Origin of the sequence: Nocardia concava NBRC 100430, from assembly GCF_000308815.1 — a bacterium.
Classification (GTDB): domain Bacteria; phylum Actinomycetota; class Actinomycetes; order Mycobacteriales; family Mycobacteriaceae; genus Nocardia; species Nocardia concava.
In genome coordinates this window covers 72,935-98,558 of the sequence record NZ_BAFX01000088.1, presented here as the reverse complement: position 1 = coordinate 98,558, position 25,624 = coordinate 72,935, and the positions used below count along the sequence as shown (strand labels likewise).

At 67.7% G+C, this 25,624-nt stretch carries 29 protein-coding genes; 11 read left to right on the top strand and 18 right to left on the bottom strand.

Features of this window, described 5'->3' with window-relative positions; all coding sequences use genetic code 11:
• The coding region (locus ON43_RS47380) for a hypothetical protein (protein WP_245568679.1) at nucleotides 1–204 on the top strand (204 nt) is incomplete at its 5' end.
• Between the two features lie 143 nt (nucleotides 205–347).
• Nucleotides 348–1,724: an NAD(P)/FAD-dependent oxidoreductase gene (locus ON43_RS42665; RefSeq protein ID WP_051178827.1), complete on the top strand. Its 1,377-nt coding sequence runs from the start codon at nucleotides 348–350 to the stop codon at nucleotides 1,722–1,724.
• Nucleotides 1,725–1,942: 218 nt separating this feature from the next.
• Here ON43_RS42665 and ON43_RS42660 read toward each other — a convergent pair whose 3' ends face one another.
• The 4 genes from ON43_RS42660 to ON43_RS20980 all read right to left on the bottom strand — a co-directional run bounded on the left by ON43_RS42660 (nucleotide 1,943) and on the right by ON43_RS20980 (nucleotide 5,955).
• Nucleotides 1,943–2,404 (bottom strand): hypothetical protein, encoded by a 462-nt coding sequence (locus ON43_RS42660; RefSeq protein WP_051178825.1) that lies wholly within the window; start codon nucleotides 2,402–2,404, stop codon nucleotides 1,943–1,945.
• Nucleotides 2,405–2,515: 111 nt separating this feature from the next.
• Nucleotides 2,516–3,469, bottom strand: a complete 954-nt coding sequence (locus ON43_RS20990; protein ID WP_167333448.1) for an aldo/keto reductase — start codon at nucleotides 3,467–3,469, stop codon at nucleotides 2,516–2,518.
• 92 nt (nucleotides 3,470–3,561) lie between these two features.
• Nucleotides 3,562–5,010, bottom strand: a complete 1,449-nt coding sequence (locus ON43_RS20985; RefSeq protein ID WP_040809953.1) for a carboxylesterase/lipase family protein — start codon at nucleotides 5,008–5,010, stop codon at nucleotides 3,562–3,564.
• A 138-nt stretch (nucleotides 5,011–5,148) separates the two neighbouring features.
• Nucleotides 5,149–5,955 carry an alpha/beta fold hydrolase gene (locus ON43_RS20980; RefSeq protein WP_040809951.1) on the bottom strand — a complete coding sequence of 269 codons (807 nt, stop codon included), beginning with the start codon at nucleotides 5,953–5,955 and terminating at the stop codon, nucleotides 5,149–5,151.
• Between the two features lie 94 nt (nucleotides 5,956–6,049).
• Here ON43_RS20980 and ON43_RS20975 point away from each other — a divergent pair, with 94 nt between their 5' ends.
• On the top strand, nucleotides 6,050–6,472 hold the full coding sequence (locus tag ON43_RS20975) for a MarR family winged helix-turn-helix transcriptional regulator (protein ID WP_040809949.1): 423 nt from the start codon (nucleotides 6,050–6,052) through the stop codon (nucleotides 6,470–6,472).
• Nucleotides 6,473–6,519: 47 nt separating this feature from the next.
• Here ON43_RS20975 and ON43_RS20970 read toward each other — a convergent pair whose 3' ends face one another.
• The gene (locus ON43_RS20970) at nucleotides 6,520–7,578 is read right to left on the bottom strand and encodes a zinc-dependent dehydrogenase (protein ID WP_040809947.1); all 1,059 of its coding nucleotides are present in this window, start codon (nucleotides 7,576–7,578) and stop codon (nucleotides 6,520–6,522) included.
• Nucleotides 7,579–7,786: 208 nt separating this feature from the next.
• Between ON43_RS20970 and ON43_RS20965 the strand changes: the two genes are divergently transcribed.
• Together ON43_RS20965 and ON43_RS20960 are read left to right on the top strand one after the other, a co-directional pair.
• Entirely contained in the window at nucleotides 7,787–9,742 is a 1,956-nt protein-coding gene (locus ON43_RS20965) for a PTS mannitol transporter subunit IICBA (protein ID WP_040809946.1), read from the top strand.
• A 61-nt stretch (nucleotides 9,743–9,803) separates the two neighbouring features.
• Entirely contained in the window at nucleotides 9,804–10,571 is a 768-nt protein-coding gene (locus tag ON43_RS20960) for a DeoR/GlpR family DNA-binding transcription regulator (protein ID WP_040809944.1), read from the top strand.
• 9 nt (nucleotides 10,572–10,580) lie between these two features.
• Here the strand turns inward: ON43_RS20960 and ON43_RS20955 are convergent, their stop codons facing one another.
• From ON43_RS20955 to ON43_RS20945, 3 genes are all read right to left on the bottom strand, one after another.
• Entirely contained in the window at nucleotides 10,581–11,006 is a 426-nt protein-coding gene (locus tag ON43_RS20955; RefSeq protein WP_083913576.1) for a response regulator transcription factor, read from the bottom strand.
• 250 nt (nucleotides 11,007–11,256) lie between these two features.
• Nucleotides 11,257–11,877 carry a VOC family protein gene (locus ON43_RS20950; protein ID WP_040809942.1) on the bottom strand — a complete coding sequence of 207 codons (621 nt, stop codon included), beginning with the start codon at nucleotides 11,875–11,877 and terminating at the stop codon, nucleotides 11,257–11,259.
• A gap of 44 nt (nucleotides 11,878–11,921) precedes the next feature.
• Nucleotides 11,922–12,791, bottom strand: coding sequence for a helix-turn-helix transcriptional regulator (locus ON43_RS20945; protein ID WP_040809940.1), 870 nt, complete (start codon nucleotides 12,789–12,791; stop codon nucleotides 11,922–11,924).
• Between the two features lie 73 nt (nucleotides 12,792–12,864).
• Between ON43_RS20945 and ON43_RS20940 the strand changes: the two genes are divergently transcribed.
• Nucleotides 12,865–13,461: a class I SAM-dependent methyltransferase gene (locus tag ON43_RS20940; protein ID WP_040809938.1), complete on the top strand. Its 597-nt coding sequence runs from the start codon at nucleotides 12,865–12,867 to the stop codon at nucleotides 13,459–13,461.
• 24 nt (nucleotides 13,462–13,485) lie between these two features.
• Here the strand turns inward: ON43_RS20940 and ON43_RS20935 are convergent, their stop codons facing one another.
• Together ON43_RS20935 and ON43_RS20930 are read right to left on the bottom strand one after the other, a co-directional pair.
• Nucleotides 13,486–13,686 (bottom strand): hypothetical protein, encoded by a 201-nt coding sequence (locus ON43_RS20935; RefSeq protein ID WP_051178819.1) that lies wholly within the window; start codon nucleotides 13,684–13,686, stop codon nucleotides 13,486–13,488.
• A gap of 38 nt (nucleotides 13,687–13,724) precedes the next feature.
• Nucleotides 13,725–14,087: a hypothetical protein gene (locus ON43_RS20930; RefSeq protein WP_040809936.1), complete on the bottom strand. Its 363-nt coding sequence runs from the start codon at nucleotides 14,085–14,087 to the stop codon at nucleotides 13,725–13,727.
• A gap of 149 nt (nucleotides 14,088–14,236) precedes the next feature.
• Here ON43_RS20930 and ON43_RS20925 point away from each other — a divergent pair, with 149 nt between their 5' ends.
• From ON43_RS20925 to ON43_RS20915, 3 genes are all read left to right on the top strand, one after another.
• Nucleotides 14,237–15,766, top strand: coding sequence for an acyl-CoA synthetase (locus ON43_RS20925; RefSeq protein WP_040809934.1), 1,530 nt, complete (start codon nucleotides 14,237–14,239; stop codon nucleotides 15,764–15,766).
• A 34-nt stretch (nucleotides 15,767–15,800) separates the two neighbouring features.
• Nucleotides 15,801–16,382, top strand: coding sequence for a TerD family protein (locus tag ON43_RS20920; protein ID WP_040810009.1), 582 nt, complete (start codon nucleotides 15,801–15,803; stop codon nucleotides 16,380–16,382).
• A 65-nt stretch (nucleotides 16,383–16,447) separates the two neighbouring features.
• Complete coding sequence (locus ON43_RS20915) at nucleotides 16,448–16,732, top strand: hypothetical protein (RefSeq protein ID WP_040809932.1); 285 nt, start codon at nucleotides 16,448–16,450, stop codon at nucleotides 16,730–16,732.
• Between the two features lie 111 nt (nucleotides 16,733–16,843).
• Here the strand turns inward: ON43_RS20915 and ON43_RS20910 are convergent, their stop codons facing one another.
• From ON43_RS20910 to ON43_RS20900, 3 genes are all read right to left on the bottom strand, one after another.
• Nucleotides 16,844–17,269, bottom strand: a complete 426-nt coding sequence (locus ON43_RS20910; RefSeq protein WP_083913575.1) for a low affinity iron permease family protein — start codon at nucleotides 17,267–17,269, stop codon at nucleotides 16,844–16,846.
• 15 nt (nucleotides 17,270–17,284) lie between these two features.
• The gene (locus tag ON43_RS20905; RefSeq protein WP_040809930.1) at nucleotides 17,285–17,848 is read right to left on the bottom strand and encodes a TerD family protein; all 564 of its coding nucleotides are present in this window, start codon (nucleotides 17,846–17,848) and stop codon (nucleotides 17,285–17,287) included.
• Nucleotides 17,849–17,920: 72 nt separating this feature from the next.
• Nucleotides 17,921–18,997 carry a YihY/virulence factor BrkB family protein gene (locus tag ON43_RS20900; protein WP_083913574.1) on the bottom strand — a complete coding sequence of 359 codons (1,077 nt, stop codon included), beginning with the start codon at nucleotides 18,995–18,997 and terminating at the stop codon, nucleotides 17,921–17,923.
• Nucleotides 18,998–19,101: 104 nt separating this feature from the next.
• Here ON43_RS20900 and ON43_RS20895 point away from each other — a divergent pair, with 104 nt between their 5' ends.
• Complete coding sequence (locus ON43_RS20895; protein ID WP_051178829.1) at nucleotides 19,102–20,829, top strand: DEAD/DEAH box helicase; 1,728 nt, start codon at nucleotides 19,102–19,104, stop codon at nucleotides 20,827–20,829.
• A gap of 20 nt (nucleotides 20,830–20,849) precedes the next feature.
• Here ON43_RS20895 and ON43_RS20890 read toward each other — a convergent pair whose 3' ends face one another.
• Together ON43_RS20890 and ON43_RS20885 are read right to left on the bottom strand one after the other, a co-directional pair.
• On the bottom strand, nucleotides 20,850–21,149 hold the full coding sequence (locus ON43_RS20890; protein ID WP_040809927.1) for a DUF1905 domain-containing protein: 300 nt from the start codon (nucleotides 21,147–21,149) through the stop codon (nucleotides 20,850–20,852).
• Nucleotides 21,150–21,180: 31 nt separating this feature from the next.
• A complete protein-coding gene (locus ON43_RS20885) occupies nucleotides 21,181–22,011 on the bottom strand; it encodes an AraC family transcriptional regulator (RefSeq protein WP_218003317.1) in 831 nt (276 codons plus the stop codon).
• Between the two features lie 55 nt (nucleotides 22,012–22,066).
• On the opposite strand from ON43_RS20885, the gene ON43_RS20880 reads away from it, so the two are divergent.
• Nucleotides 22,067–22,630, top strand: a complete 564-nt coding sequence (locus ON43_RS20880) for a class I SAM-dependent methyltransferase (RefSeq protein ID WP_083913572.1) — start codon at nucleotides 22,067–22,069, stop codon at nucleotides 22,628–22,630.
• A gap of 112 nt (nucleotides 22,631–22,742) precedes the next feature.
• Here ON43_RS20880 and ON43_RS20875 read toward each other — a convergent pair whose 3' ends face one another.
• From ON43_RS20875 to ON43_RS46295, 3 genes are all read right to left on the bottom strand, one after another.
• Entirely contained in the window at nucleotides 22,743–23,291 is a 549-nt protein-coding gene (locus tag ON43_RS20875) for an SWIM zinc finger family protein (protein WP_040809925.1), read from the bottom strand.
• Between the two features lies 1 nt (nucleotide 23,292).
• Nucleotides 23,293–25,026: a DEAD/DEAH box helicase gene (locus tag ON43_RS20870; protein ID WP_040809923.1), complete on the bottom strand. Its 1,734-nt coding sequence runs from the start codon at nucleotides 25,024–25,026 to the stop codon at nucleotides 23,293–23,295.
• 298 nt (nucleotides 25,027–25,324) lie between these two features.
• A complete protein-coding gene (locus tag ON43_RS46295; protein WP_040809921.1) occupies nucleotides 25,325–25,519 on the bottom strand; it encodes a DUF7455 domain-containing protein in 195 nt (64 codons plus the stop codon).
• Nucleotides 25,520–25,624 lie beyond the last annotated feature (105 nt).

The window sequence follows — 25,624 nt, the reverse complement described above, 5'->3', positions numbered from 1 at the left end:
CAGAACGCCGAGTTCTTCGCAGGCTTCGACGAAATCACACCCGAAGGCGGTCGGGCCCCGGTTGGGCTTGCGGCCGATTCCCATTGCGGGATAGCTGATTTCGGTTTGGCTGAAATGACTCAGGCCCGGATATCGCACCCCTCGGCGTGCGAAGGCGACGAGGTTGTCGAGATCGCCTTGCGGGGCCTGCCCGGTCGTGGATAGATGTAACTATTAGTTACACCTTTATGGGCCGAGGTGTTGTGCATCGCAAAAGTATGTGTAACGCTTCGTAACAGATTGCTGGTCGGCGCTGACCTGGAGTTGTGCTTCCCGGGCGCGCCCTGCACCCCCGAGGAGCTGGTGTCATGGCGGGGTCGGAATTCGATGTGGTGATCGTGGGCGGGCGTTGCGCGGGCGCGACGTTGGGCACGATGCTTGCCCAGCAGGGCGTGAAGGTCTGTGTCGTGGACAAGGCCGGGTTTCCCAGCGAGACGCTGTCGACGTGTGTGTTCCAGTCCAACGGTGTCGATGTGCTGCGCCGGATCGGGGTATTCGAGGAGATTCTCGCAGCCGGGGCGAGTGTCATCCGCGGGGCGACGGTGACCAGTACGCACCAGAAGTTCACCGTCGACCTCGACCCCGATTCCTACGGCACGCTGCTCGGGATGCGCCGGACCACGATGGACGCGATCCTGATCGGCCACGCCGCCCGGGCCGGCGCGGAGGTCCGCACGCAGTGCCCGGTCGAGGACGTGATCTTCGAAGACGGGCGAGCCCGCGGGGTGCGCACCCGCGCCGGGGAGATTCGGGCGCGGGTGGTGATCGGCGCGGACGGCCGATCCTCGACGGTGGCCCGGTCGGTCGGGGCGCAGGAGTACTGCACACGTCCCGGTGGCAGGGTGCCGACCTGGTCGTTCTATGAAGGGGTCGACCCCGGCCAGGGTCTGTTCTTCGGCGCCGTCGGCGGTACACGCGGTGGTTCGACGGCGTTTCTCGGGTTGCCTCTCGATGGCCAGTTCCTGGCCACGGTCGCGGTGCCGACCGCGGAGGCCGAGGGGTATCTGGGCGACCGCTATACCCGGTTCGATGCCCGGTTGCGGCTGTTTCCGGAGTTGGCGGCCGCGGTCGAGGGCGCTGCCAGGGTTGGGCCGATCCGGGTTTTGCAGAAGTGGCACAGCTACTTTCGTGAATCGGCGGGCTCGGGGTGGGCGTTGGTCGGGGACGCGGGCAACTTCAAGGACTATTCCCTTGGCCAGGGGCAGTCCGATGCTTTCCGGCAAGCCGAATATCTGGCCGGACGGCTCGTCGAGGGGCTGGCCCCCGGAGCAGATCTCGACAGCGAGCTAGCGGATTGGTGGCGGTGGCGCGACCGTGACGCGTGGCAGCTGTACTGGGCCAACTGTCTACTCGGTGAGCCGTACCTGCCCGACGCCCTCGCCGACGGCCTGTTCGGCCTGGCAGCCGCCGACGATGCCGTCGCCTTGGACTTCGCCCGCATTTTCAACAAGAGCGTGACCGCGCTGCGTGCCGCGGCCACGCCCGCACGACTGGCCAGGATCGCCCCGCGCGTGGTCGGCTCCCAGCTCACCACACCCGGCGGGGGCCTGCTCGGCAATGCCCGCGCCACAGCCGAACTGGCGGGGTTCACCGCGAAACTACTGGCCCGACACCCGCGCTCCCCGTGGAACCCACGACACACGCTGCGCGCCGAGGACAACCGCCGCGCAACGGCGTTGTCATGAACGCGATCCTCATGCCGGCCGTCGTGATCGGAACGCTGCTGGTGTTGCTGTTTCTCCTCGGTCCCGACCTCGATCTGGATCTGAGGGGCCGCGAAATTTCCGAAGCGTACGCACAACGCCGACGGCGAGACCGCCCAACACGCGCACACCGGTGCTGTCGGCGTCACCGCGGCTTTCGGTGAACGTCGACCTACCGCTGCCGGTCTTGTACAAGCGGGTCAGCCGACGGTGATGGTGCCCGAGCCGGGCAGGTGCGGCATGGTCGTCTCGATGGTGAATTCGATTCGGCCCGAGCCGGTTTTGGGGGTGAGCGGCACCCACAATGGCGCCGGGGTGCCGGGGCCGCCGCTGGCGAGGGGGACGTTGTTGCCGGTCGGGAAGCGGCCGGTGGCGCCGGTGTCGAGGTTGCGCCAGGTGAGCCAGGCGTCGGCGCCGCACCAGCCCGCGCTGCCGGTGGGCAGGAAGTTCATGGAGGCGCGGACCCAGATGGTGGGATCGTCGCCGTAGAAGCGGTTTTCGGGGTCGTAGAACGCGTCGATGGTGCCGAAGCACGGAAATGCGTTGTAGCCCAGCGTTTGTGCGGGGGAGAAGGTGGTTACCGGCGCGGCCGACGCCGCGGGGGTCACGAGCACGGCGCACAGGGCGGCGATCGGGGCGATGAGCGAGCGGGGTCCGATCATGTTGTCTCCTTGTCCGGTGAGGTCGGTGTGGCGGGACGAGATTCCATGATCGTGTCACGGCGTCCGGAACGTGGCGAGCAAACGCTCACCGGCGCAGGGCGCCGGTTCTGTTCAGGCCCAGGGGAGTTCGGCGCGGGTGCGCCAGAAGGACTCGGCGGGTTCGGCGAGGGCGGCGAGTTCGGTGAGGTCGTCGGGGGTGAGGTGGAGGTCGGCGGCGGCGAGGTTGGAGGCGAGTTGGGGCACGGTGGCGGCGCCGGAGAGGACGATGTCGGCCCAGGGTTGGGCGGCGGCCGCGGCCAGGGCCAGGGCGTCGCGGGTGACGCCGAGGCGGTCGGAGACCGCGCGCAGCGTGGCGGTGTCGGGCCCGGTGGCATTGCGGTCGGCGAGGCGGCCATTGGCCATGGCCTCCTTCACCACGACCAGCCAGCCCGCCGAATGCGCCTCGGCCAGGGCCGATCCCGCCGACGGGTCGAGCAGGTTCCAGATGGACTGGACCGCGCTGAACAGCGGTCGGCCGTCGACGGTGAGTTCCAGCGCCGCACGCACGGCCCGCGATTGCGCGGGCCCGCTGGTCGAGAGTCCGATGCGGACGCCTTCCGAGGCGAGGGCCGCGAGCCGTGCGTGCAGCTCGGGATCGGTCAGGGCCGGGCTGTCGGGAGTGACCGAGTGGATCAGGTAGACGTCCAGGTGCTCGCCCAATCGCGCTCGGGTTTCCCGGATCTGGCGGTCGAACACGGCGACGGCGTGTTCCTTGACCTCGTGCACGGGGATGCCCGAGGTCTGCCATTCCGCGGTGTAGGTGTAGCCCCATTTGCTGCCGACCGTCACCTCGGCGGCGGCCTCGGGCCGGGCCGTGAGCCATTCGCCCACGAACTCCTCCGCGCGGCCGTAGGAGCGGGCGGTGTCGAAGTACCGCACTCCGGCCGCCCATGCGGCGTCGAGCAGGGCGTGGGTCCGGGCGCGCAGGGCCGCCACCGTCCGGTCGGCGGGCAGGTCGAGGTCGCGGCCGAGCGTGATGTAGCCGGGCCGCCCGACCGCGGCCGTACCCAGGCCGAAGCGGGACATCGTCGAATCGCTGGCAGGTCCGGGAACACGGGAGGCGGCGGGCATGACAACGAGCTTTTCACGACGACCGGTTCCGGTGCGCGGCGCGTTCGTTATCGGAAGGGCACGGGGTCACCGCTCACGCCGGACTTGGTGTCGAAGCGCATGATCGTCCGGTCCGGCAGGGTGCTCGGTGTCCAGTCGGGCAGGTGGGGATCGCCGGTGCGGATGAAATTGATCCACGCCGAGTGCATGGTGTCGGCGAGGTCGCCGAATTCCACGCCCGCCAGGAACGGGGAGTTCGACCAGTTCCCGGGGTTGTCGAAGGTGAAGGGCAGGTCGAGGCAGTGGGGTGTGCCGAGCCTGCCGTCGTGGGCGGGAGTGCGGTAGTCGAATTGGTATGCCCACACGGGGCGGCCGCGACCAGCTCGTACGTCGGCCAGATTCACAGCGGGGACGCGGAACAGATCGTCCCCGATGAGTTGGATCAGCAAGTCCGCGGGCCGGGCGTCCGGGCGGGCCGCCGCGTAGGCGGTGTAGGCGTCCTCGGCCCGCTCGCCGAAGGTCTCGGTGAAACGGGTCAGGGCCTGCTCTTCGGTGATGGCCGCGTACATCGGGTGGAAGGCGAATCCGAAGGTCGCCTCGTCGGCCGTCCATCCGATCAGGATGTCCTTGTCGGTGACGTCGGCCAGCGCCTCGGCGGGGTGCCTGCGCACGGTGGCGTCGTCGAGCACCGGTAGATACGGCGTGGGCCAGTGTCCGAAACGCATGAAGGGACCGGCCATTTCGGGCAGGGAGGCGATCAGGCGTTCCGGCGGGAGCTCGCGCAGCTCGTCGATGCTGTCGACCCCGGCGGCCCGCAGTTGCTGTTCGGTGCGGGCGAGGGCGCCGGCGCGGTCGGGCAGTTCCAGGCCGAATGGCGGGCTCTGCAGGATCATTCGGCGAAACAGCGGGGCGGCCTCGGGATGGCAGGCGAGCGCGGCGGTGGAGAACGCGCCGCCGGACTGGCCCGCGACCGTCACCTGGCCGGGATCGCCGCCGAACGCGGCGATATTCTCGTGCACCCACCGCAGGGCCATCAACTGGTCGGTGAACCAGTAGTTGCCGGTTTCCGCACCGGTGTACAGATACCCGAGCGCACCGAGCCGGTAGTTGATGGTGACGACCACGAAATCGCCGTCACGGGCGAAGGTGTCGCCCGCGTAGTAGGGCAGTGACCCGGATCCGCTCAGGAATCCGCCGCCGTGGATCCAGACCAGGACCGGTCGTTTCCCCTCCAGCCCGGGGGTCCAGACATTGAGGGTGAGGCAGTCCTCGGAGAACGGCGGCTCGCCGTGTCGGCCGAGGACCGGGTCCGGGGCCGGGGCATACGGTTGCGGCGCGCTGGGGCCGAAATGCTCGGCGTCCCTGACGGTCCCGGCCCAGCCGGGGTGGGGCCGGGCCGGTTGCCAGCGCAGTTCCCCGACGGGCGGGGCGGCATAGGGGATCCCGCGGAACACCGCGAGCCCCTGCTCCCGGATGCCGCGCACCGCGTTGCCTCCCGGTTCGGCGATCGGCCTCATCGCTTGTGCCCCTTCATGAGTCGGTATCCCTTCCTCGATCGTGCTCATGCCCGGCGGTATCCCTCGAGCGTCGCGCCCCCATGACCCTGGAGAATCCGTACGCCGAATAGGGGAGCGTTGGCCAGTGCAGCGCCACCACTAATTGGGCAGGTCGAGGCCGGGGATTGCGGTGAGTAGTTGGTTGGGGGTTTCCAGTTGGGGGAGGTGGCCGGTGTGGGGGAGGAGGGTGAAGGTTGCGCCGGGGATGGCTGCGGCGTAGGCCTTTCCGTAGTCGGGGGCGACCATGCGATCGCTCTCGCCCCAGATGACGTGGATGGGTAGATCGATGGTGGATAGGCGGGTGGCCAGGGTCGGGTCGGTCATTGCCGGGCCGGTATAGCCGATCAGCGCGGCCACATCCGGGCTGGGGCCGGGGCCGCCGTCGGGTGGGGTGGGGGCCTTGTTCGGGTCGTGCCAGGAGAGGGCGCGGATTTCGGCGGTCGACTTGCCGCGGACGTCGGCCATCGGGTGGCCCTCGACTTCGATGCCGATGCCGTCGATGATTACCGCGCCGCTCACTCGGGGGCTGGACTGGAGGGCGATTTCGGCGGCGAGCCAGCCGCCGAAGGAGTTGCCGATCACGGTGACGTTGGTGAGGTCTAGTCGATCCAGTAGTGCGACATACGTTTTGGCGAGGGTTGTGACGTCGGTTAGTCCGGATGCCTTTGGGGTGCCGCCGAATCCGGGATGGGTGGGGACCAGTACCTGCGAGTGTGTGCGCTCGGCGAGCAGGTCGGCGAACGGGGTCATGGTGTCGACACCGCCGCCGCCGTGGAGTAGCAGGAAGGTTCGGGCGCGGTCGTAGGCGGCGACGGTGATCTTGACGGGTTCGGTGGAATCTGTTGCAAAAGTGTGGATTTCAGTAATGGCGGGCCGGAGGGTGGCGGCCGGGGCGGAAGAGCTCATGGAAGCGTCCTCTGTGCGATCGAATCTATGTAAGGAACCTTATATCAGGAAGCTTATATAAACAAGCTTCCTTCGAACGGATAGGATGACTGTCATGAGCTATCGCCCGGCCGAGGTGGGCCTGTCCGTCAAGCGGCTGCAGCACCGCCACCACCGCGCAATGAACAAAGCCCTGGCGCCGCTGGGGCTCTCGATCGTGCAGTGGGATACGTTGCGCCACTTGCATCGCAACCCCGAAGCGTCGCTGCACGACCTGGCCGTGCTGACCTTTCAGACCGATCAATCCTTCGGCTCGCTGGCCACCCGCATGGCCGATCGCGGCCTCATCGAACGCGTCCAGGGCCCGGGTCGCGCCGTGCGTCATCGCCTCACCGAGGAGGGCGAACGCCTTCGCGTCGAGGGTCAGGCGATCGCCGATGCGATCCTGAAGCAGTCCTTCCACGGCCTCTCGCAATCCGAACTCGACGCGCTCGGAGCGCTGCTGGAGAAGGTGCTCGCCACCGAGCTGGGTTGGTGATTCGCCGAAAGCATTGTGGCTCAACGGAATCGGTATGGACGCGATGGTCAGGGTTCGATGGTGACCTTGATGGCCTCGCCGCGCTCCACGATGCCGAAGGCGTCCAGGGCCTCGGCCAGCGGCAGGCGGTGGGTGATGAGGTCCTTGACCGGTACCCGGCCGGTGGCGATGTAGTCGAGTGCGCGCCGATTGTGTTCGGGCGCTGAGCCGTTGGCGCCGTGGATGTGGAGCTGGCGGTAGTGCACCACGTTGGAGTCGCAGGTGATGGTGGGATCGGTTTTGGGCAGGCCGCCGAAGAAGGAGATGCGGCCGTTGCGGGCGGCCATGGCGATGGCCTGCTCCTGGGTGATGTTGGCGGCGGTCGCGGTGATGATGACGTCGGCGCCGCGACCGCCGGTCAGCTCCAGGACTCGCTGCACGACATCGACTTCGGCGGCATTGATCACCTCGTCGGGCTGGACGGCGTGGGCCGACAGCTTCAGTCGATCGGCATTGACGTCGATGAGATAGACCGGGCCGCAGCGGTGCACGCCGCGCGCGATGCGGGTGTGCATGCAGCCGATAGGGCCCGCGCCGAAGATCACGACGGTGTCGCCCGGCTCGATCCCCAGCAATTCCTGGGCATTGATCGCGCACGCGAACGGTTCGGCGGCCGAGGCCTCGTCGTAGCCGACATTGTCGGGAATCCGGTTGAGGCCGTTCACCTTCAGCACCTGGCTGGGCACGATCATGTACTCGGCGAAGCCGCCGTCGTACTGGTAGCCGACCGAGGTCTGATTGCGGCACACCGCCATCCAGCCCTTGCCGCACTCGTGGCATTCCCCGCACGGCACCGCGGCGATCACCTGCGCGCGGTCGCCGACGCGCCAGTCGGCGCCGTAGCGTTCGTTCACCGCGGCGCCGACTTCCACGATCTCCCCGGCGATCTCGTGCCCGAGGGTGCGCGGCGGGGTGAGGTTCTGATGCCCGTTGTGGCGGATCTTCACATCGGTGCCGCAGGTCGAACAGTTGCGCACCCGCAGTTTGATCTCGTCCGGTGCGCAGTCCGGTTCGGCGATCTCCTCGAGCCGGATGTCCTCGGGTGCGTAGTAGCGCAACGCCTTCATGATCTTCCTTCCGCATTCCTGGCCGTGCCTCTTCTGGCCGGAGCCGTGCCTCTGCCTCACGGTAGCGCCAATCGGGCGTGAAGCCACATGTTTTCGCGCCCATTTATGCCCGATTGCTTGCGATCGTGCCCGAATCTGCGGTCTACTACTTCAGGAGATGTGGCCCGAGTCACATAGTCTTCGATATTGCTCAGAGGAAGTCAGCAAGATGTCTATCTCCCCACCGGAGTCCCGCGTCGGCGCACGGGTGCGCGTGCAGCGGGTCGGTTCATTCCTGTCGAACATGGTCATGCCGAATATCGGCGCGTTCATCGCCTGGGGCCTGCTCACGGCACTGTTCATCGAGAAGGGCTGGATCACCTCCCTCACCGGCGACCTGTTCGGCAAGCACAGCTGGGTCGCGCACATCGGCGGCTGGGGCGACTACGCGCACGGCGGCATCGTCGGCCCGACCATCACCTATCTCCTGCCCATCCTGATCGGATACACCGGCGGCAGAATCGTTTACGACACCCGCGGCGCCGTGGTCGGCGCGATCGCCACCATGGGCGTCATCGCCGGCACCGATGTGCCGATGTTCCTGGGCGCGATGATCATGGGACCGCTCGCCGGCTGGGTGATCAAGCGGCTGGATGGGTTGTGGGAGGGCCGGATTCGCCCCGGCTTCGAGATGCTGGTCAACAACTTCTCGGCGGGCATCGCGGGCGCGGTCCTGGCCACCGGCGGATTCTTCGGTGTGGGACCGGTGGTTTCGGCGTTCAGCCGGGCCGCGAGCAATGTGGTGAACTTCCTGGTCGACCACGGGCTGCTGCCCTTCACCTCGATCTTCATCGAGCCCGCCAAGGTGCTGTTCCTCAACAACGCGGTCAACCACGGTGTGCTGACCCCGCTGGGCACCACCCAGGCCGCCGAGAAGGGCAAGTCGATTCTGTTTCTGCTGGAGGCGAATCCGGGCCCGGGTCTGGGTCTGCTGATCGCGTTCTGGATGTTCGGCAAGGGCATGGCCAAGAGTTCGGCGCCCGGCGCGGCCATCATCCACTTCATCGGCGGCATCCACGAGGTCTACTTCCCGTATGTGCTGATGAAGCCGAAGCTGATCCTGGCCGCCATCGCGGGCGGCATGGTCGGCGTGTTCATCAATGTGGTGTTCGGCTCGGGTCTGCGCGCGCCCGCCGCGCCCGGGTCGATCATCTCGGTCTACGCGCAGACGGCCAGCGGCAGCTATGTGGGAGTCACGCTTTCGGTGCTGTGCGCCGCCGGAGTGTCGTTCCTGGTCGCCGCCGTGCTGTTGAAGACCGACAAGTCCTCCGGCGAAACGGATCTGGTGCAGGCCACCGCCAGCATGGAGGCCATGAAGGGCAAGCGGTCGGTCGCCGCCGCGGCATTGCTGGGCGCATCCGACGGGGCCGCCGCACCGGCCATCCGCAGCATCGTCTTCGCCTGCGACGCCGGCATGGGTTCCTCGGCCATGGGGGCGTCGGTGCTGCGCAAGAAGATTCGCGATGCGGGCTTCGGCGAGGTCAGCGTGGTCAACAAGGCCATCTCGAACCTCACCGATACCTATGACCTGGTGGTCAGCCACCGGGATCTGACCGACCGGGCGCGCACGAAAACCCCTTCGGCCCTGCATGTCTCGGTCGACGACTTCATGAACAGCCCGCGATACGCCGAGATCGTGGCGCTGCTGAGCGGCGCCGACGTCCCGGAACCCGTTGCGGCGGAACAGGAATCGAGCACCGACGTGCTGCCGCTGGACTCGATCGTGCTCGCGGGCGCGGCGGACACCAGCGCCGACGCCATCACCGAGGCCGGTGAACTGCTGCTGGCCGCGGGCGCGGTGGACCGGTCCTATATTCCGGCCATGCACGAGCGGGAGCGCCTGACCACCACCTATATGGGCAATGGACTCGCCGTCCCGCACGGCACCAATGAGGCCAAGGCCAGCATCCACCGGGTGGGGCTGTCACTGGTGCGCTATGCCCGGCCGATCGACTGGAACGGCAATCCCGTCGAATTCGTCATCGGCATCGCCGGGACGGGGGATGACCATCTCGTGTTGCTGAATCGGATCGCGCAGGTGTTCATCGACGAGGAGCAGGTGCAGCGCCTGCAGGCGGCGAGCACGCCCGCCGAGATCAAACAGGTGCTGGACGCCCGCGCCTGATCGGGGAGAAATATGGTCAGACACAAAACATCGTGAGCAAACATCGGTTTGGAGGATCAGCATGTACGCCGAGGAGCGGCAGCAGGCGATCGCCACCCTGGTCGGGCAGCTCGGCCGGGTGTCGGTCACCGACCTGGCCGAGCGCTACGACGTCACCAACGAAACCGTGCGCCGCGACCTGGCGACGCTCGACCGCATGGGCCTGGTGCGCCGGGTGCACGGCGGCGCGGTGCCCGCCGCCGCGCTGACCGCCCTGGAACTGGGCACCGCCGAACGCGAGCAGAGCCGCTCCCCGGAGAAGGATCGAATCGCCAAGGCGGCCTTGGAGTTCCTGCCACCTTCGGGCGGGAGCGTGCTGTTCGACGCGGGCACCACCACCGGGCGGGTGGCCGCGTTGCTGCCCGCCGACCGGGAACTGGTCACGGTGACCAACTCACTGCCCATCGCGACCCGGCTGTCCGGGCACCCCGGGGTGCAGGTCCACCTGCTCGGCGGGCGGGTGCGCGGATTGACCCAGGCGGCCGTCGGGCCGCAGACGCTGCGCGCACTCGGCGAGCTGCGAGTGGACGTCGCCTTCATCGGCACCAATGCCCTGACCGCCGGTCACGGACTGTCCACGCCCGACACCGACGAGGGCGCGGTGAAGCACGCCATGATCGTCACCGCGCACCGGGTGGTGGTGGTCACCGACTCCAGCAAACTCGGGCGCGAGGACTTCGTCCGCTTCGCCGGTCTCGACGATATCGACGTGCTGGTCACCGACCGCGAAGTGCCCGCACCACTGCGAAACGAGCTGGAACAGTTCGGAATCGACGTGGTGATCGCCTGATCGCGACGGTCATCGACCGAGGCGGGCTCCGATGCGGGTGATCAGTTCGGCGGTGCGGAAGGGTTTGGGGATGTAATCGCAGGCGCCCGCGGTCAACGCCAGATCGATGATCGCGGGCTCGGTTTCGGTGGAGACGATCATGACCGGTGCCGCGGAGGTCTGGCGCAGACGCAGGCAGACGTCGATGCCGGACAGGTCGGGCAGCAGGATTTCGAGCAGGATGAGATCGGGATGCCACTGCGGTGTGAGGTCCAGGGCCTGGGTGCCCGAGCCCGCGTGCAGGGCCTCGTATCCGGCGGCGGTCAGCACCAGCAGCGCCATCTCGGCGGTGGTGGCGTGCTGCTCGACGACGAGCACCCTGGATATCGGCTCGGGCCGGGACGGTGGGATCGGCCGGTGCGGGGCACGCGTGATCGAAAGCTGGTGAGTGTTCATGGGTTGCCCCCTGTCGACCGGATCCCCCGACCCGCTGTGTCGTCCCGTTCTCACCACAGTCCCGCTGGTCAATCAAACGACCGTCTGGTCTGTATAGGTCCCGGGTCTCGACGCTAAACCCAACAGCAATCGCTTGGCAACCCAAATGATGGAGTTGTCCGGCGTGCGTCAGGCTCTGTTCACCGGCCCGTGACTCCGCCGAGACCTTCGCCGCCCATCGTGATCCCACCGCAATCCGGACGGGTTGAGTTCAGAGCAAGGTGATGGGGTTGTCCGGGGTGCCGAGGGTGGCGATGAGGGCAGGGCGGTTGCCGGCTCGGACAGGCAGTTTGATGTCGAGGGCTTGAAGGCGGTGCGTCACCTGGTCAGGGTTGGGGTGGACCGCTTCGAAGGACTGCAGGGGTACGACCGGGAGTTCGTTGGCGGGGTGGTCGGTGGTGCCCCAGTCGATGAGTGCCGGGACCACCTGGGTGGGGACGGAACTGTCGGGGAAGGTCAAGCGCCAGCGCAGGATTCGGCCGTCGGGGGTGGAACGGGACAGGTCCGAGGCGTCGCCGGGGTCGTATCCGGCGCTGCGTGCCGCGGCGATCGCGGCGTCGATGTCGGTGACGCGCACCAGCCAGGCCGCCAGGCGGGCCTCGGTCAGGGTGTCGATGCCGAACGGGCGCGGCTGCTCCGGCTCGGGTTGCTCCGGATCCGGGCCGATGATCTCGAGGTATCCACCGTCTCCCAGTCCGAGCAGGTAGTTGCGCGTCCCGCGGCCGGGATGGATGCCCCCGGGCACGGGCTCGACGCCCACCAGCCGCGAAACCCCGGCAACCGTCCCCGCGAGGTCCGGCGTCGCCAGGACCAGATGATCAAGTTCGCTCACACCACGACGCTAACGAGCCGGGCCCGTTCGAAACACCATTGGACTCAGGCCGAGCGGGACAGGCCGCCGTTGCGCCATTGGCGCGGGGCGATTCCGTTGTGGTGGCGGAAAATTCTGGTGAAGTAGCCGGGGTCGGAGAGGCCGATGCGGCGGGCGATCTCGGCGATGGGGAGGTCGGTGTCGGCGAGGAGGCGGCGAGCCTCGGTCATGCGGCGCTCGGTGATCCAGTCCTGGACGGTGCGGCCGGTGCGGCGGCGCACGACGGTGGTGAGGTGGCCCGGGGTCAGGCCCACCGCCGCCGCGACGTCCCGGAGGGAGAGGGGCTCGGTGTGGCGCTGGTCGATCACCTCGAAGACCTTGGCCAGCAGGGGTTCTCCGCTGCGGCGCAGGTCGCCGACCACGTCGGCGGCGAGGCGGGTCACGTCGATCAGCAACAGGGTGAGGTGGGCCAGGGCGGCTTGCCGGTAGCCGTCGGCGCGCCGGGTGAGTTCGGCTTCGATGGACTCGATCGTGCTGTCCCAGAACGCTTGTCGGGACTCGGGGAGGTCCAGGCGCAGCAGGCCGCCGGCATTCCCGTGGACGAAGGGGAACAGCAGCGGGTGCGCGCGCCAAGCGGGCCACGGCGCGCGGCCGTCGGGCCCCAGTGCGGCAGGATCGAAGTACACCCCGACGCCGTCCTGAATCCCGTGCAGGGCAGGCGATTCGACGGCTTGCCCCGGCGCGACCAGATACACGACGCGGGAGTCGGGGGCATACATCAGGACCGGGAACGCGTGAATGTGTGGCCGGTCGCCGCCGGGCCGCTCGTGACCGGCGGTGTGCAATACCGCGACCGGCGACGAGCCGAGGCCGGTCCGGTACTCGTACACCGGAACCCCGTGCTCGTGTCGCACCAGTCGCGCCGCATGGCTCATGAAACCGAAGATAGTCCCGATATCGCGAACTATCACCCAATTACCGTGGCAGCAGGACATTCACCATGGACCTATGACCAAACTTAGTCCTCAAACCCTCAGCCGCCGATTGGGAAATCGGCACGACTACATCCCGGCCGCCGGATTCGACTTCCTGTTGCCGAGCTACGACCTCCTGACCCGCCTGCTCGGCGCACCGGCGGTGCATGCCGAGCTGGTCGCAGGGGCCGAGCTCGCCGATGGTCAGCGGGTGCTCGACATCGGTTGTGGCACCGGGAATCTCACCCTTCGTGCCAAGCGATCCCAGCCGGGAGCCGAGGTGACCGGTTGCGATCCCGACACGTTGGCGCTCACCCGGGCACAGCGAAAGGCGCACGGCGATATCCGATTCGAGCGCGGCTACGCCCAGGATCTGCCCTATCCGGACGCGACCTTCGACCGGGTGCTGTCGGCGCTGATGCTGCATCACCTCGACCCCGGCACGAAGGCCGCGGCCATCGGGGAAATGCGTCGTGTCCTGCGCCCCGGCGGCCAACTCCACCTCGCCGACGTCGGCGCCGATCAGCTCCCGCGGTTGCTTCGCGACGCCGGTCTGTCTTGCGAAACGATCGTCACGGCGCGGCACGGCGGCCTCGGTCGGGTCACCTACCTCCGTGCCCGACCGGCGTGAGACCCGGCCCGACGACCCGGCGAGTCAGTCCGGAAGATTCGGTGCCGCGTTCTGATGCTGCGTGGCACCGTTCTCGTCGCCGGAGTGGGATCGGCCGACCATGACCTCCCCGTCCCTCGTGACGAGCTGACTCTCCGATTCCCGCATGGATTCCGACCAGCCGGTGTCGGTGAGGGACACCGGCTGACCGTCCACCTCGACGGTGCCGGTGAGATACCTGGTCACCCCGGATTCGTCGCCCTGGTGCCGGCCGGAGGGGGCGATCAGCAGGTGGTCGTGCTTCCGATCGCGCCCGCCGTGCAGACGAGCACGTAGCCGGCCGCCATGACGAGGATTCCGGCGGTGGTCAGAATGAGTGTGGGCCAGCCGATTCTGCGATGATTCGCCCACAGCCAGATCATCAGTGCCAGTCCGACCGCGAGCATGGCTGTCGCGCCGGTGATCTGGATATTGTCGACGATCGCGTAATCCCGGTCGCGGCGCGCGGCACTGCCGTGTACCGCGACGTCGCAGTAGTCGCCGTTGGCGGGGGTGATCAGGTATCCGCCGAGGTAGATCGCCGGACCGAGGAAGACTGACCCGAGAATGTAGAGCACCGAGAACAACACGGGCCGGTTCTTGATCATGCCGTCGAGGTTAGCCATCGACCGTGGGGATTCCGTGGTTGTCGGGTGGAGATCAAAGCTCCATAAGAACTGATGTCATATGCCCTCGCTCGTGGCGCCCGACCCGTTAGCGTGGTTCACGAACAGAGTTCGGCGAACAGGAGTTCTGGATGTATCCCGGTGCGTATGTCTCCCGGTTCCCGGATAAGCCCGCCGCCGTCCTCGCCGGTACCGGTGAGGCGCTGAGCTATCGGGAGTTGGAGGAGAATTCCGCGCGGCTGGCGCGGTATCTGTACGAGGCCGGGCTGCGACGGGGCGATCACCTGGCGCTGTTGGCCGACAATCACCCGCGGGTATTCGAGATCTATTGGGCCGCACTGCGCTCCGGGCTGTACATCACGGCGGTGAATTGGCACCTCGCGCCCGCCGAAGTCGCCTACATCGTCGAGGATTGCGGGGCCGAGGCGCTGATCGTGGCCGCGTCGCTCGGGAAGACCGCCGAGCAGATCTCCGACGCCACGCCCGGTGTTCGGATCCGGCTGTCCTATCACGGGCAGGTGCCCGGGCATGAATCCTATGAACGGGCTTTGGATTCGGTGTCGTCGGAACCGTTGCCGAGCCAGCCGCGCGGGGCCGACATGCTGTATTCCTCGGGAACCACGGGGCGGCCCAAGGGAATCAAGCCGCCGCTGCCGGAGTTCGCGGTGCACGAGCCGGGGGACACGTACACCGCGGTATTCGGTCCGATGTACGGATTCGGAACGGACACCGTGTATCTGTCGCCCGCGCCGATCTATCACGCGGCCCCGCTACGGTTCGCCGGAGTGGTGCAGGCGCTGGGTGGGACCGTGGTGCTGTTGGACCGCTTCGACGCCGAGCGGGCCCTCGCAGCCATCGAACGCCATCGGGTGACGCACAGCCAGTGGGTGCCGACCATGTTCGTGCGAATGCTCAAGCTGGACAAGAAGACTCGTGAGCGCCATGACCTGTCCAGCCTGCGGGTCGCGATCCATGCCGCCGCGCCCTGCCCGGCCGAGGTGAAGCGGGCGATGATCGACTGGTGGGGACCGGTGCTGTACGAGTACTACTCGTCCACCGAGGGCAATGGCGCGACCTTCATCTCCAGTGCGGAATGGCTGCGCAAACCCGGTTCGGTGGGCCGGGCCGGGGTGGGCGCGATTCACATCTGCGCCGACGACGGCACCGAATTGGAGACCGGCGCAACCGGACTCATCTATTTCGAACGCCCGGACACGCGGTTCGAATACCACAACGACCCGGTGAAGACCGCCGAGACACGGCATCCGGCCCACGAGGACTGGTCCACCACCGGCGATATCGGCTATGTGGACGAGGACGGCTACCTGTTCCTGACCGACCGCAAGGCCTTCGTGATCATCTCGGGCGGAGTGAACATCTACCCGCAGGAGATCGAGAACTGCCTGATCCCGCATCCGAAGGTGTTGGACGCGGCGGTGATCGGCATTCCGGACGAGGAGATGGGCGAGTCGGTCCTGGCCGTCATCCAGCCCCTGGACGCGGCCGACGCCGGCCCCGAACTCGCCGCCGAACTGCGCGAGCATCTCCGCGACCGGATCGCCGGATACAAGATCCCGCGCCGCTTCGAATTCCTCGACGACCTGCCCCGCACACCGACCGGCAAGCTCGTCAAAGCCGCACTGCGCGAACGCTTCCGGTGACCCGCGAACGCGCCGGATCGGTAGGGTGGAAATCGTGATTACGCTCAAGAAAGAAGACGGGGCCGCGGATCTCGCGGGGATCACCAAGATGAGTGTGGGGGTCAGCTGGGATCCGTCCGCCGGAACCAGCGGCGGGCTGCTCGGCATCGCGCGCCGCAAGAAGGGTGTCGATCTCGACCTGATCGCCGTTCTCATGCAGGGTTCGGATCCGGTGCGTTTCGCCGGGCTGGATTCCCTCGATCCGCTCGGCAACGGGTCGGTCGCGCACACCGGTGACGAGCAGACGGGCGCGGCCTCCGGCGATGACGAGACCGTGCATGTCACCTTCGCGAACGTGCCCACCGCCATCACTTCGATCATCTTCGTGGCGGCCGCCTTCAAGAAGGGCAGCTCCTTCGAGAAGGCCAACAACATCTCCTTCAAGATCTACGACGCCAGCGGCGGCAGCACCCAGCAGGTCGCCGACATCTGGCCGTCACTGCTGGGCGCCGACAACGCCAACGCCATCTGCCGAGCCTTCCGTAACGGCGCGAACTGGCAACTGGAAGTGCTCGACCGCAAGGGCAAGGTCAAGCAGGGCGACATGCAGGCCCTGCTGCAATTCGCCATGCAGTGACGCCGATCCGGAGTATCTGGGAGATGATGAGGAGGACTGATCCGATTCCCTGGAGGGCTGGCACGATGACGGCGGCGCGTGAGGTTCCCGATCCGTGGTCGGGATCGCGTGCGGCCACGCACTGGGTGCCCGCACGCGGTTTGGCCAATGGGTTGAATGCCCGGGCGTGGGGTGTGCTGGCGGATCTGCCTGAATCTCAGGTCTACCGAGTGCTTTTCGCGCTCATCGACGCCGGGATCGCCGGTTATGTGCTGCCGGTGCGCGCGACCGTGCTGGAGCCGGGCGATCCGGAACTCGTCTGGCGGCTACGGGTCGACATCTCGCGATTCCGCGCGCGGAGGATCTGCTGATGGAACTGATGCGTTACGCCCGGCCGCGCCGCTCGCAGCCTCCGGCCCGGAAGCGTCGCCGCCGTCGGCGCGTGCCCCTGGTTCGCGAGTCGTCGTAAGGGATCCGGCGATTCAACTGCTGCCCTCCCGGTCCTCCAGCCCGACCGCGTCGGTGAGTTCGCGGCGGTGCTTTTCCAGTTCGGGGTATTCGGCGCTGAGTTCGCCCATGAAGTCGGCCAGGGCGTCGCTGATGGCGTTGAGTTTGGCCTGAATGGCGGCGTCGCTGCGGCTTTGAGTGTTCTGCAGCAGCGCCACCAGCAGGAAGGTGATGATGGTGGTGGCGGTGTTGATCACCAGCTGCCAGGTGTCCACGCTGCGGACCACCACGATGGACGGTATCCAGATCAGCACCAGCGCCACACAGAACACGAAGAATCCCGCGCGCGAGGCCCGTATTGCCGTGGCGGTGGCGAACCGGTCGAACACCGTCAGGCGCGGGAAATTCTCGGGTGTCCGTGGTTGCCCGCCGCGTTGGTCATCGCTGTCGACATGCCTCATGTCGCCACCTCCTGATCAGGGTAGATAGGGCGAGAGATAGGGGACGGTCTCGGCGACGTGGGTCGCGGCGACGCCCGCGCCGATGCCGGCGAAAAACCACATGTCCGGGGTGCGGGTGAGTTTGCCGACGACATAGGCGGTGTAGGGGCCGCCGGTGAGGGCGTAGCGGGCGACCTCGAGGCGGGACGCCGCGTCGGTCACATGACAGTAGGCATTCGGAATATCGGTGAACGGCCTTGCGGTGTAGGAACTTACGACGAACATGACGGCGGAGACCGAGGGCGCGATGCGGGGGATGTCGATGATGATCGTCTCGTTGTCGCCGAGACCTTCACCGGTGAGATCGTCGCCGGAATGGCGCACCGAGCCGTCCGCGGAGGCCAGGTGATCGTAGAAGACGACATCCACGAGCTGATCCGAGCTGAACAACAGCGCCGCGAGATTCAGATCGAACCGGTTCGTCACGGCGGTGCGCTGGTCCAGTCCGAGGTCGACCGACGGCAGCGAAGGCTCCCAACCGAGCCCCACGGCGAGGCATTCGAGTGGCGCGCCCTCGGCGCTGCACAGCGGAACCGACATCAGCCTTCCCTTTCCAGGACCGGATGGCTGTTTCCGGCGTGCCCGTTCGCGGGCCGGTGAAACGTGCTGCGGCTAGCCCGGGTTGATCTGCACGGGCTGGGAGGTGGGGGTGGCGGGCGGCGGGGGCGGATCCTCCGGCACGGTCGCTGTGTCGGCGACGGGCGGAAGGACTCGACGGTGCTTGCGTGAATTCCACCAAGCGCGAACCTGCGACAGGCGGGTGGCTCGGGCGGGCCAGAACTCTTGGACGCTGGCATTGAATTCGGCGCCCAGAATGATGGCGAAGGCCAGGAAGAACGTGAACAGCAGGAACGCGATGGGGGCGGCCAAGGCGCCGTAGGAGATTCCGGTCTTGGTGATCCAGGCCAGGTAGCGGCGCAGGCCCTCGCTGGCGGCCATGAAGAACACGCCCGCGACCAGAGCGCCGCCGAAGAGCCGGTGCCAGGGGAGGGTGCGGTGCAGGGCCATCTTGTAGAGGAAGGTCAGGCCGACGATCAGGAGCAGGCCGGTGGCGGGGTAGTAGAACGTGTCGATCAGCCGCAGGCCGGGTTCGCGCCAGGCGTGGGGGAGGACGCGGCCGATGATGGTCGGCCCCAGGGCGATCAGGGGCAGGATCAGGACGGCGATCAGCAGGAAGCCGACGTAGAGCAGCAGCGCGAAGATGCGCTGCCAGACGGGGTGGCGGGCGGTGGCCTGGCCGTGCGCGGCGGTGATGGCGTCGACGAAGGTGGCCATGGCCGAGGAACCGGCCCACAGGGACAGCACGAATCCGACCGAGACGACACCGCCGTGGCCGCTGTGCAGGACGTCGTTGACCGTCGGCTGGACCAGGCTGTCGACCACGCTGGGGCTGAACGCCTTCCGCGCGAAGCTGACGATCTTGGACTGCACGATGCTCACCGTGTCCGGACCGAACCAGTGGCCGACATAGCCGAGGCTGCCCAGCAGTCCGAGCAGCAGCGGGGCCAGCGACAGGGTCTGCCAGAAGGCGGCCGCGGCGGATTTGTTGAAGATCGAATCGTCCCAGGCCTTCACCGCGACGTGCACGACGAGTTGCCGGATGCGACCCCAACGGGTGGCGGCGAGCACGACGGGCGTTGCGGGCGCGGGCGCGTCGGCGTGTTGCGGAGAGTCGTCGGGCGCGTTCATCGTGGCCTAAGCATCGCCTACCAGCGGTTCGAATGGGAGCGGACCCGCAATGTGTCGTGGCGCACTCGAAGGGGCTGTGTCGGATTGGAAAGCTGTCGGGTTCGATCGCTACTCTCTACCGAGTGACTTCGGGTGGTGGCGGTTCGTTACGTGCATGGCAGCGCAGGGCACTAACCAAGTATCTGACGACCAAGCCACGCGATTTTCTTGCCGTTGCGACTCCGGGCGCCGGTAAGACAACCTTCGCGTTGCGGGTGGCTGCCGAATTGTTGAACGACCGCACGGTCGATCAGGTGACGGTGGTCGCGCCCACCGAGCACCTCAAACACCAGTGGGCGGCCTCGGCCGCGCGCAACGGGATTCAGCTGGACTCGAACTTCTCGAACTCCACCGGCTCCACCTCCTCGGACTATCACGGTGTCGTGGTGACGTACGCGCAGATCGCGTCGCACCCGTTCAAGCACCGGGTGCGGACCGAGAACCGCAAGACGCTGGTGATCATGGACGAGATCCACCACGCCGGTGACGCCAAGAGCTGGGGCGAGGCCGTCGAGGAGGCGTTCAGCGACGCCACCCGCCGCCTGCACCTGACGGGTACCCCGTTCCGCAGCGATGATTCGAAGATCCCGTTCATCACCTACGAGGTCGACGAGTCCGGTTTCGAGAAGTCGCGCGCCGACCACACCTACGGCTACTCCGAGGCGCTCGCCGACGGCGTCGTCAGACCGGTCGTGTTCCTCGCCTACTCCGGTGAGGCGCACTGGCGCGACAGCGCGGGCGAGGAGTACTCGGCCCGCCTCGGCGAACCCCTCAACGCGGAACAGACCGCGCGCGCCTGGCGCACCGCCCTCGATCCCGCCGGTGACTGGATGTCGAAGGTGCTGCAGGCCGCCGACACCCGCCTGCGGCAGCTGCGCGCCACCGGCATGCCCGACGCGGGCGGCCTGGTGATCGCCACCGACCAGGACAAGGCGCGCGACTACGCCGAACTGCTGGAACACATCTCGGGCACCAAACCGACCATCGTGCTCTCCGACGATCCGGACTCCTCCGGGCGGATCAGCGAGTTCAGCGCGAACACCGATCCGTGGATGGTCGCGGTGCGCATGGTGTCCGAAGGCGTCGACGTGCCGCGTCTGGCCGTCGGTGTCTACGCGACCAGCGCCTCGACGCCGCTGTACTTCGCGCAGGCCATCGGCCGCTTCGTGCGTGCCCGTAAGGCCGGTGAGACCGCCAGCGTCTTCCTGCCCTCGGTGCCGGTGCTGCTGGATCTGGCCGCGCAGCTGGAATTGCAGCGCGACCACGTCATCGGCAAGCCGCACCGCGAGGCCAACGCGCTCGAGGACGAACTGCTCATCGACGCCAACAAGCAGAAGGACGAACCGGGCGAGGAGGAGAAGAAGTTCATCGCCCTGGCCGCCGACGCCGAACTCGACCAGGTCATCTACGACGGCGACTCCTTCGGCACCGCCACCTTCTCCGGCAGCGACGAGGAAGCCGACTACCTCGGCATCCCCGGCCTGCTCGACGCCGACCAGATGCGTGCCCTGCTCCGCGAACGCCAATCCCGCCAACTCCAGGAACGCAGCGCCATCGCCGCCGCCCCGGCCGGCCCCGCGGTCGAGGCCGCCGCCGAACGCGCCGCCACCTCCGACCGCCTCTCGGAATTGCGTCGCGAACTCAATTCCCTGGTAGCCATGCACCACCACCGCACCGGCAAACCCCACGGCGTGATCCACGGCGACCTACGCCGCGAATGCGGCGGCCCCCCAACCGCTCTCGCCACCGCCGACCAGCTGACGGAGCGCATAGCCGCCCTCCGCCGCCTCTGATCCACCGAGCGGCGCGGGAATCACACGATTTCCAGCTCCACCTCGACCGGATCGCCGACGGTCAGTCCCTCGGCGGTCCGGACAGCCTTCTTCATCGGCAGCACATAGGTCCCGCGCTTGCCGTCGGGAAAGATCGAAGTCGACCAGCGACTGCTACCCACGGTCACCTTGACCTTGATCGACCCGAATCCCGCTGCGGTATGCCCGAACCGCTCCTCGATTTCGTCGGCGACGGCCTCGGGCAGGCTCACGAAGAACCAGGACGCCTGCGCCTCCCACTCCCAGAGCTCAGCCGTAAACGAGTACTCGCGGTTCGCCATACCGCCGACCGTATCGCTCACGACCGACAGATCAGCGAGTGAAATAGCGGGCGGGGGAGACGCCGACCTCGCGATGGAAGGCGGCGACGTAGGCGCTGGGGGTTGCGTAGCCGACGCGTTCGGCGATCCGGGCGACAGGTAGGCCGGAGGCCAGGAGGGGCAGGGAAGCGGCCAGTCGGAGCTGGGTTCGCCACTGGCCGAAAGTGATTCCGGTCTCGGCCAGGAAGCCGCGGGCCAGCGTGCGCGGGCTGGTGGCGACCGCCTTGGCCAATTGGGCGAGGGTCCGCTGATCGCCGGGGTTGGCGCGCAGCAGTTCCACGACACCGCGAATGCGCGGATCCTCCGGTGCGGGCGCGCCGATGGGGATGACATCGACCGGATCGAGCAGGTCGAAGATCACCGCTTCGGCCCGTTCCCGCTGGTCGGGGGAGGTGGCGTCCGACGTCAGATGCAAGAACAGTTCATGCATGAGCCTGCCCACCCGCAGCATGGTCGGAACGAGATAGGCCACTGGCGAGCGCTCCGGCGTCAGAAAGATGCCGTGCATGATCGCGCCTTCGAGGGTGCCGGTGCGATGCCGTGTGCCGCCCGGAATCCACAGCGCGCGTGTCGGCGGCAGCACCCAGTGCCCGCCCGCCGTCTCCACCGTGAGCACTCCCCGTGCCGCCCAGGCGATTTGATGCTGCGGATGCTCATGCTCGTCGAACCAGTGCCCGGCGGGCAGTGTCCCAGCCCCGAACACCATGGCGGTCGGGCCGGACGGCGCGCTGAGCACCTGCGTCGGACCCTCGGGTACGTGTGATGGGCCCCCGGACAGCGGCGCTCGACCGGCGAGCACCGACCCCTGACCGTTTCGCGACATGATTTGTCATCGTAGTCTGTGGTGGTCATGTCAGCGGCTGCATAGCGTTTCGGCTATGGCAATGAACTACTTCCACCAGGTGCTCTGCCGCTCGAGCGTGTGGGAGCGCGCCAGCGCCACCCGCATCATCCCCTGGGCGCTGAACGGCCTCGATCTCGGCGATCAGGCGCTCGAAGTCGGCCCCGGCTATGGCGCGAACATCAGTACCCTCCGTGCCCGCGTCCCCGAACTCACCGGCTTGGAAATCGACCCGGCCCTCGTCGCCCGCCTCCGTACCCGCCGCTCCGACCTGCGCGTCATCGAGGGCGACGGCACCGCGATGCCCTTGCCGGACAAGGAATTCAGCTCGGTCGTCTGCTTCACGATGCTCCACCACGTCCCGTCCCCGGCTCAGCAGGACGATCTCTTCGCCGAAGCCTTCCGTGTCCTCCGCCCCGGCGGCGTCTTCGCCGGTAGCGACGGCCTGGACCGCTTGGCTTTCCGCCTCATGCACATCGGCGACACTTGCGTCCCGGTCCCGCCCGCCACCCTCACGGACCGCCTGACCCGCACCGGTTTCGCCGATGTCGAGATCGACACCGGCGCAACCATGTTCCGCTTCCGAGCCCGCCGCCCCTGACCGGCCCACGGCACCCACGGCCAGGCCGTGTCGATCACGACCGGGCGCGTCGATGGCCGCGGTCAGATGCCGACGTTGGCCTTCTGACCGGGATCCGGGAAGTCTGTGGCCCTCAGCCGAAGTAGACGGCCGGATCCAGTGCGTCGATGGGTGTCCAGCGGGGAACTGAGGCCGGGGCTTCGTCGGCCGTCTCGGGTGGGGCGCTGCGGTAGCCCTGGAGATCCAAGGCGAGCCACGGGGTTTCGTCGATGAGGCGGATTACCGCGTAGCAGGTGGCGAGCATGTGGAGGCAGCGGGCATTGCGGGCTCGGCAGGAGCAGTCGGTGCCTGCGAGGATCGGGGCCACTGAGATCCCGGCTGCGACCACTGCGGCGTGGAGTTCGTCGCTGAGGGTGATGGTGTCGGCGGGGATCACGGTGGCGAGGGCGTCGATGGTGGTGCGGGGCAGCGTTGTCAGTTCCAGGTGGGTGACCGATGCCTCGGAGCCGCGGTGGATGCGGGCACGGACCACATTGCCTTCGATGTCGATTTGGACGCCGTTGTTGCGGGCGATGCTGCGGGCGCGGGGGAGGAGGGGCTCGGGTTTGGTGAGGTTGAGGGGTTCGGCGAGGCGGACCCAGTCCTTGCCCCAGGCGGTGTATCCGAATTCGTTGTCGGCCATGTCAGTTTCCCCGCTTCCGGCGCAGCAGTTCCATGAGTCGTTCGTCGTCGAGGCGGGCGAGTTCGGCGACGCCGGCGGCGTCGGTGAGGTCGGTGAGGGCGGATTTGCGGTCGTGCATGCCCGCGATGTGTTCCTCGATGGTGGTGCCCGAGGTCAGGGTGGTGACGGTGACGGTGCGGGTCTGGCCGATGCGGTGGGCGCGATCGGAGGCTTGCGCCTCGACGGCAGGGTTCCACCAGCGGTCGAAGTGGACGACGTCGGCGGCGCGGGTCAGGGTCAGACCGGTGCCCGCGGCCCGCAGGCTGAGCACCAGGACCGGTGGGCCGTCGGGTGATTGGAAGTTCGCCACGATCTCGCCGCGCTGTTGCTGGTCCAGCCCGCCGTGGAAGAACGGCACCGTCACCCCGAACTCCTCGGCGCAGTGCCGGACCAGCAGCTCACCGGTCCTGCGGTACTGGGTGAAGATCAAGGTGGGCGCGTCGTTGTCGAGGTTGCTGGCCAGGATGTCGGAGCAGACATCGAATTTCCCGGAGCGCCCGAGCAATTCGTCCAGCTCCCCGGTGATCAGCCCCGGGTGATTGCACACCTGCTTGAGCTCGGTCAGCACCGCCAGCACCCGCGTGTGCCGCTGCGCACCCGAGCCGAAGCCCGCCGCCTCGGCCTGGTCGAGCAACCGGTCGTAGAGCTCCTCCTGCTCCGCGCTCAGGTCGCACACCAGATCGGTGTGGATCTTGGCGGGCAGCGCGGCCGCCACCTGGGACTTGCGGCGGCCCAGCACAACCGGCTCCAGCGCGTCGCGCAACCGCAGCACCGCGTTCGCCGACCCCTCGGTGATCGGCCGCACGAACCGCCGCCGGAACTGCGCCTTGTGTGTGAACTCCTGCGGCACCACCAGATTCAGCAGCGCCCACAGCTCGTCGAGATGGTTCTCCACCGGCGTGCCGGTCAACGCGATCCGCGCGTCCGCCGGAATATCCCGCGCCGCCTTCGCCACCTGGGTGCGCGGATTCTTCAGCACCTGCGCCTCGTCGAAAACCACACTCGCCCAGCGTTGCCCGGCCAGCGCCTCCCCGTGCCCGCGCAGCGTCGGATACCCGGTCACCACGATGGTCCCCGCCTCCGCCTGCGGCGCGTCCCCGCCCCGCCAGGCCACCGCCCGCAGTCCGGGCGCGAACCGTTCGATCTCGTGCGCCCAGTTGCCCACCAGCGAGGTCGGGCACACCACGAGTTGCGGTCCGTCCCCGGCCTTCCCGAGCAGATACCCGATGGCCTGCACGGTCTTGCCCAGGCCCATCTCATCGGCGAGCACCGCACCGCCGTGCGCCGCGGTGGCCTCCCGCAGCCAGGTGATGCCCCGTGCCTGGTACGGCCGCAACTCGGCCTTCAGGCCGGACCGCAGTTCAGCGGCGAGCGCGACGGTCTCCCGCAGCGCCCGCAGCGCGCGTCCCGCCGACACGACGGCGGTCCGGGTCGCGTTCGGCACGGCATGCGCGGCCGCGGGCAGCAGCCGCGTCTCGACGTCCGTCTCGAGCGCCTGACGTAGTAGATGTATCGATTCCCCCGGATTTTCGATAGCGATAGCACATAACCGTTCCGGTTCCACGAGAGCGCATTCCACGTCCGTGACGCCGATTCCGTCACGGCCCGGAACGGCCAGGGCGAGGGTCTCCACCTCGCCCACGCCCTTCGGCGCGCGCCCGGTGGCGTGGCCCGTCCACGTCCAGAGCGCGATCATATGTCGATCCTGCAGGTAGGTAGCTTGCGAGGTCTGCGGCACCCATCCGTTGTACTAGCCCGATCCGGCCGTGTGCACATGACGCTTCTCGCGTTGCGCACAGCCGGTTTCGCGTGTCTTCGGTCACGGATGTGGCAGACCGCACAATGAGACGGTCATCGCTATGACCGAATCCACCCCTGGCACAGCAACAGCGGGCGACCTGCTGGTCGCCCGCTGCCGGGTTTTCTGTTGGGAAGATTCAATTGTCGAGCGGGCTCCCCGGAGTACGTGCCGTCCCTCCGGGTTGGAGGAGCTGTTAAAGCGCCGGTGCCGACTCCGTGTCGATCACGGCCTCGAGCGCACGAAGTCGGTCCATGTGCTCATTGGCGTGATGCTGGCAGAAGAGCAACTCTCCACCTGCGGGCAAGGTCGCGCGCACTCGCGCGGCTGCACCGCAGCGGTCGCAACGGTCGACCGCGGTCAGTGGGGTGCTTGTCAGGGTTCCTGGCATGACTCCTCCGTCCTGGCTCCTGGTGCTCGCACACCATTCGCCTGGTGTGGGGGCCCGCGGACCATTCCGCGAACCTCGCTACCGCTACTTCCCAGCAGTGGCTGA

Coding starts and splice junctions, on each gene's coding strand:
- ON43_RS42665 (WP_051178827.1), top strand. CDS start 348: ATGGCGGGGTCGGAATTCGATGTGGTGATCGTGGGCGGGCGTTGCGCG.
- ON43_RS42660 (WP_051178825.1), bottom strand. CDS start 2,404: ATGATCGGACCCCGCTCGCTCATCGCCCCGATCGCCGCCCTGTGCGCC.
- ON43_RS20990 (WP_167333448.1), bottom strand. CDS start 3,469: ATGTCCCGCTTCGGCCTGGGTACGGCCGCGGTCGGGCGGCCCGGCTAC.
- ON43_RS20985 (WP_040809953.1), bottom strand. CDS start 5,010: ATGAGGCCGATCGCCGAACCGGGAGGCAACGCGGTGCGCGGCATCCGG.
- ON43_RS20980 (WP_040809951.1), bottom strand. CDS start 5,955: ATGAGCTCTTCCGCCCCGGCCGCCACCCTCCGGCCCGCCATTACTGAA.
- ON43_RS20975 (WP_040809949.1), top strand. CDS start 6,050: ATGAGCTATCGCCCGGCCGAGGTGGGCCTGTCCGTCAAGCGGCTGCAG.
- ON43_RS20970 (WP_040809947.1), bottom strand. CDS start 7,578: ATGAAGGCGTTGCGCTACTACGCACCCGAGGACATCCGGCTCGAGGAG.
- ON43_RS20965 (WP_040809946.1), top strand. CDS start 7,787: ATGTCTATCTCCCCACCGGAGTCCCGCGTCGGCGCACGGGTGCGCGTG.
- ON43_RS20960 (WP_040809944.1), top strand. CDS start 9,804: ATGTACGCCGAGGAGCGGCAGCAGGCGATCGCCACCCTGGTCGGGCAG.
- ON43_RS20955 (WP_083913576.1), bottom strand. CDS start 11,006: ATGAACACTCACCAGCTTTCGATCACGCGTGCCCCGCACCGGCCGATC.
- ON43_RS20945 (WP_040809940.1), bottom strand. CDS start 12,791: ATGAGCCATGCGGCGCGACTGGTGCGACACGAGCACGGGGTTCCGGTG.
- ON43_RS20940 (WP_040809938.1), top strand. CDS start 12,865: ATGACCAAACTTAGTCCTCAAACCCTCAGCCGCCGATTGGGAAATCGG.
- ON43_RS20930 (WP_040809936.1), bottom strand. CDS start 14,087: ATGATCAAGAACCGGCCCGTGTTGTTCTCGGTGCTCTACATTCTCGGG.
- ON43_RS20925 (WP_040809934.1), top strand. CDS start 14,237: ATGTATCCCGGTGCGTATGTCTCCCGGTTCCCGGATAAGCCCGCCGCC.
- ON43_RS20915 (WP_040809932.1), top strand. CDS start 16,448: ATGACGGCGGCGCGTGAGGTTCCCGATCCGTGGTCGGGATCGCGTGCG.
- ON43_RS20910 (WP_083913575.1), bottom strand. CDS start 17,269: ATGAGGCATGTCGACAGCGATGACCAACGCGGCGGGCAACCACGGACA.
- ON43_RS20905 (WP_040809930.1), bottom strand. CDS start 17,848: ATGTCGGTTCCGCTGTGCAGCGCCGAGGGCGCGCCACTCGAATGCCTC.
- ON43_RS20900 (WP_083913574.1), bottom strand. CDS start 18,997: ATGAACGCGCCCGACGACTCTCCGCAACACGCCGACGCGCCCGCGCCC.
- ON43_RS20890 (WP_040809927.1), bottom strand. CDS start 21,149: ATGGCGAACCGCGAGTACTCGTTTACGGCTGAGCTCTGGGAGTGGGAG.
- ON43_RS20885 (WP_218003317.1), bottom strand. CDS start 22,011: ATGTCGCGAAACGGTCAGGGGTCGGTGCTCGCCGGTCGAGCGCCGCTG.
- ON43_RS20880 (WP_083913572.1), top strand. CDS start 22,067: ATGGCAATGAACTACTTCCACCAGGTGCTCTGCCGCTCGAGCGTGTGG.
- ON43_RS20875 (WP_040809925.1), bottom strand. CDS start 23,291: ATGGCCGACAACGAATTCGGATACACCGCCTGGGGCAAGGACTGGGTC.
- ON43_RS20870 (WP_040809923.1), bottom strand. CDS start 25,026: ATGATCGCGCTCTGGACGTGGACGGGCCACGCCACCGGGCGCGCGCCG.
- ON43_RS46295 (WP_040809921.1), bottom strand. CDS start 25,519: ATGCCAGGAACCCTGACAAGCACCCCACTGACCGCGGTCGACCGTTGC.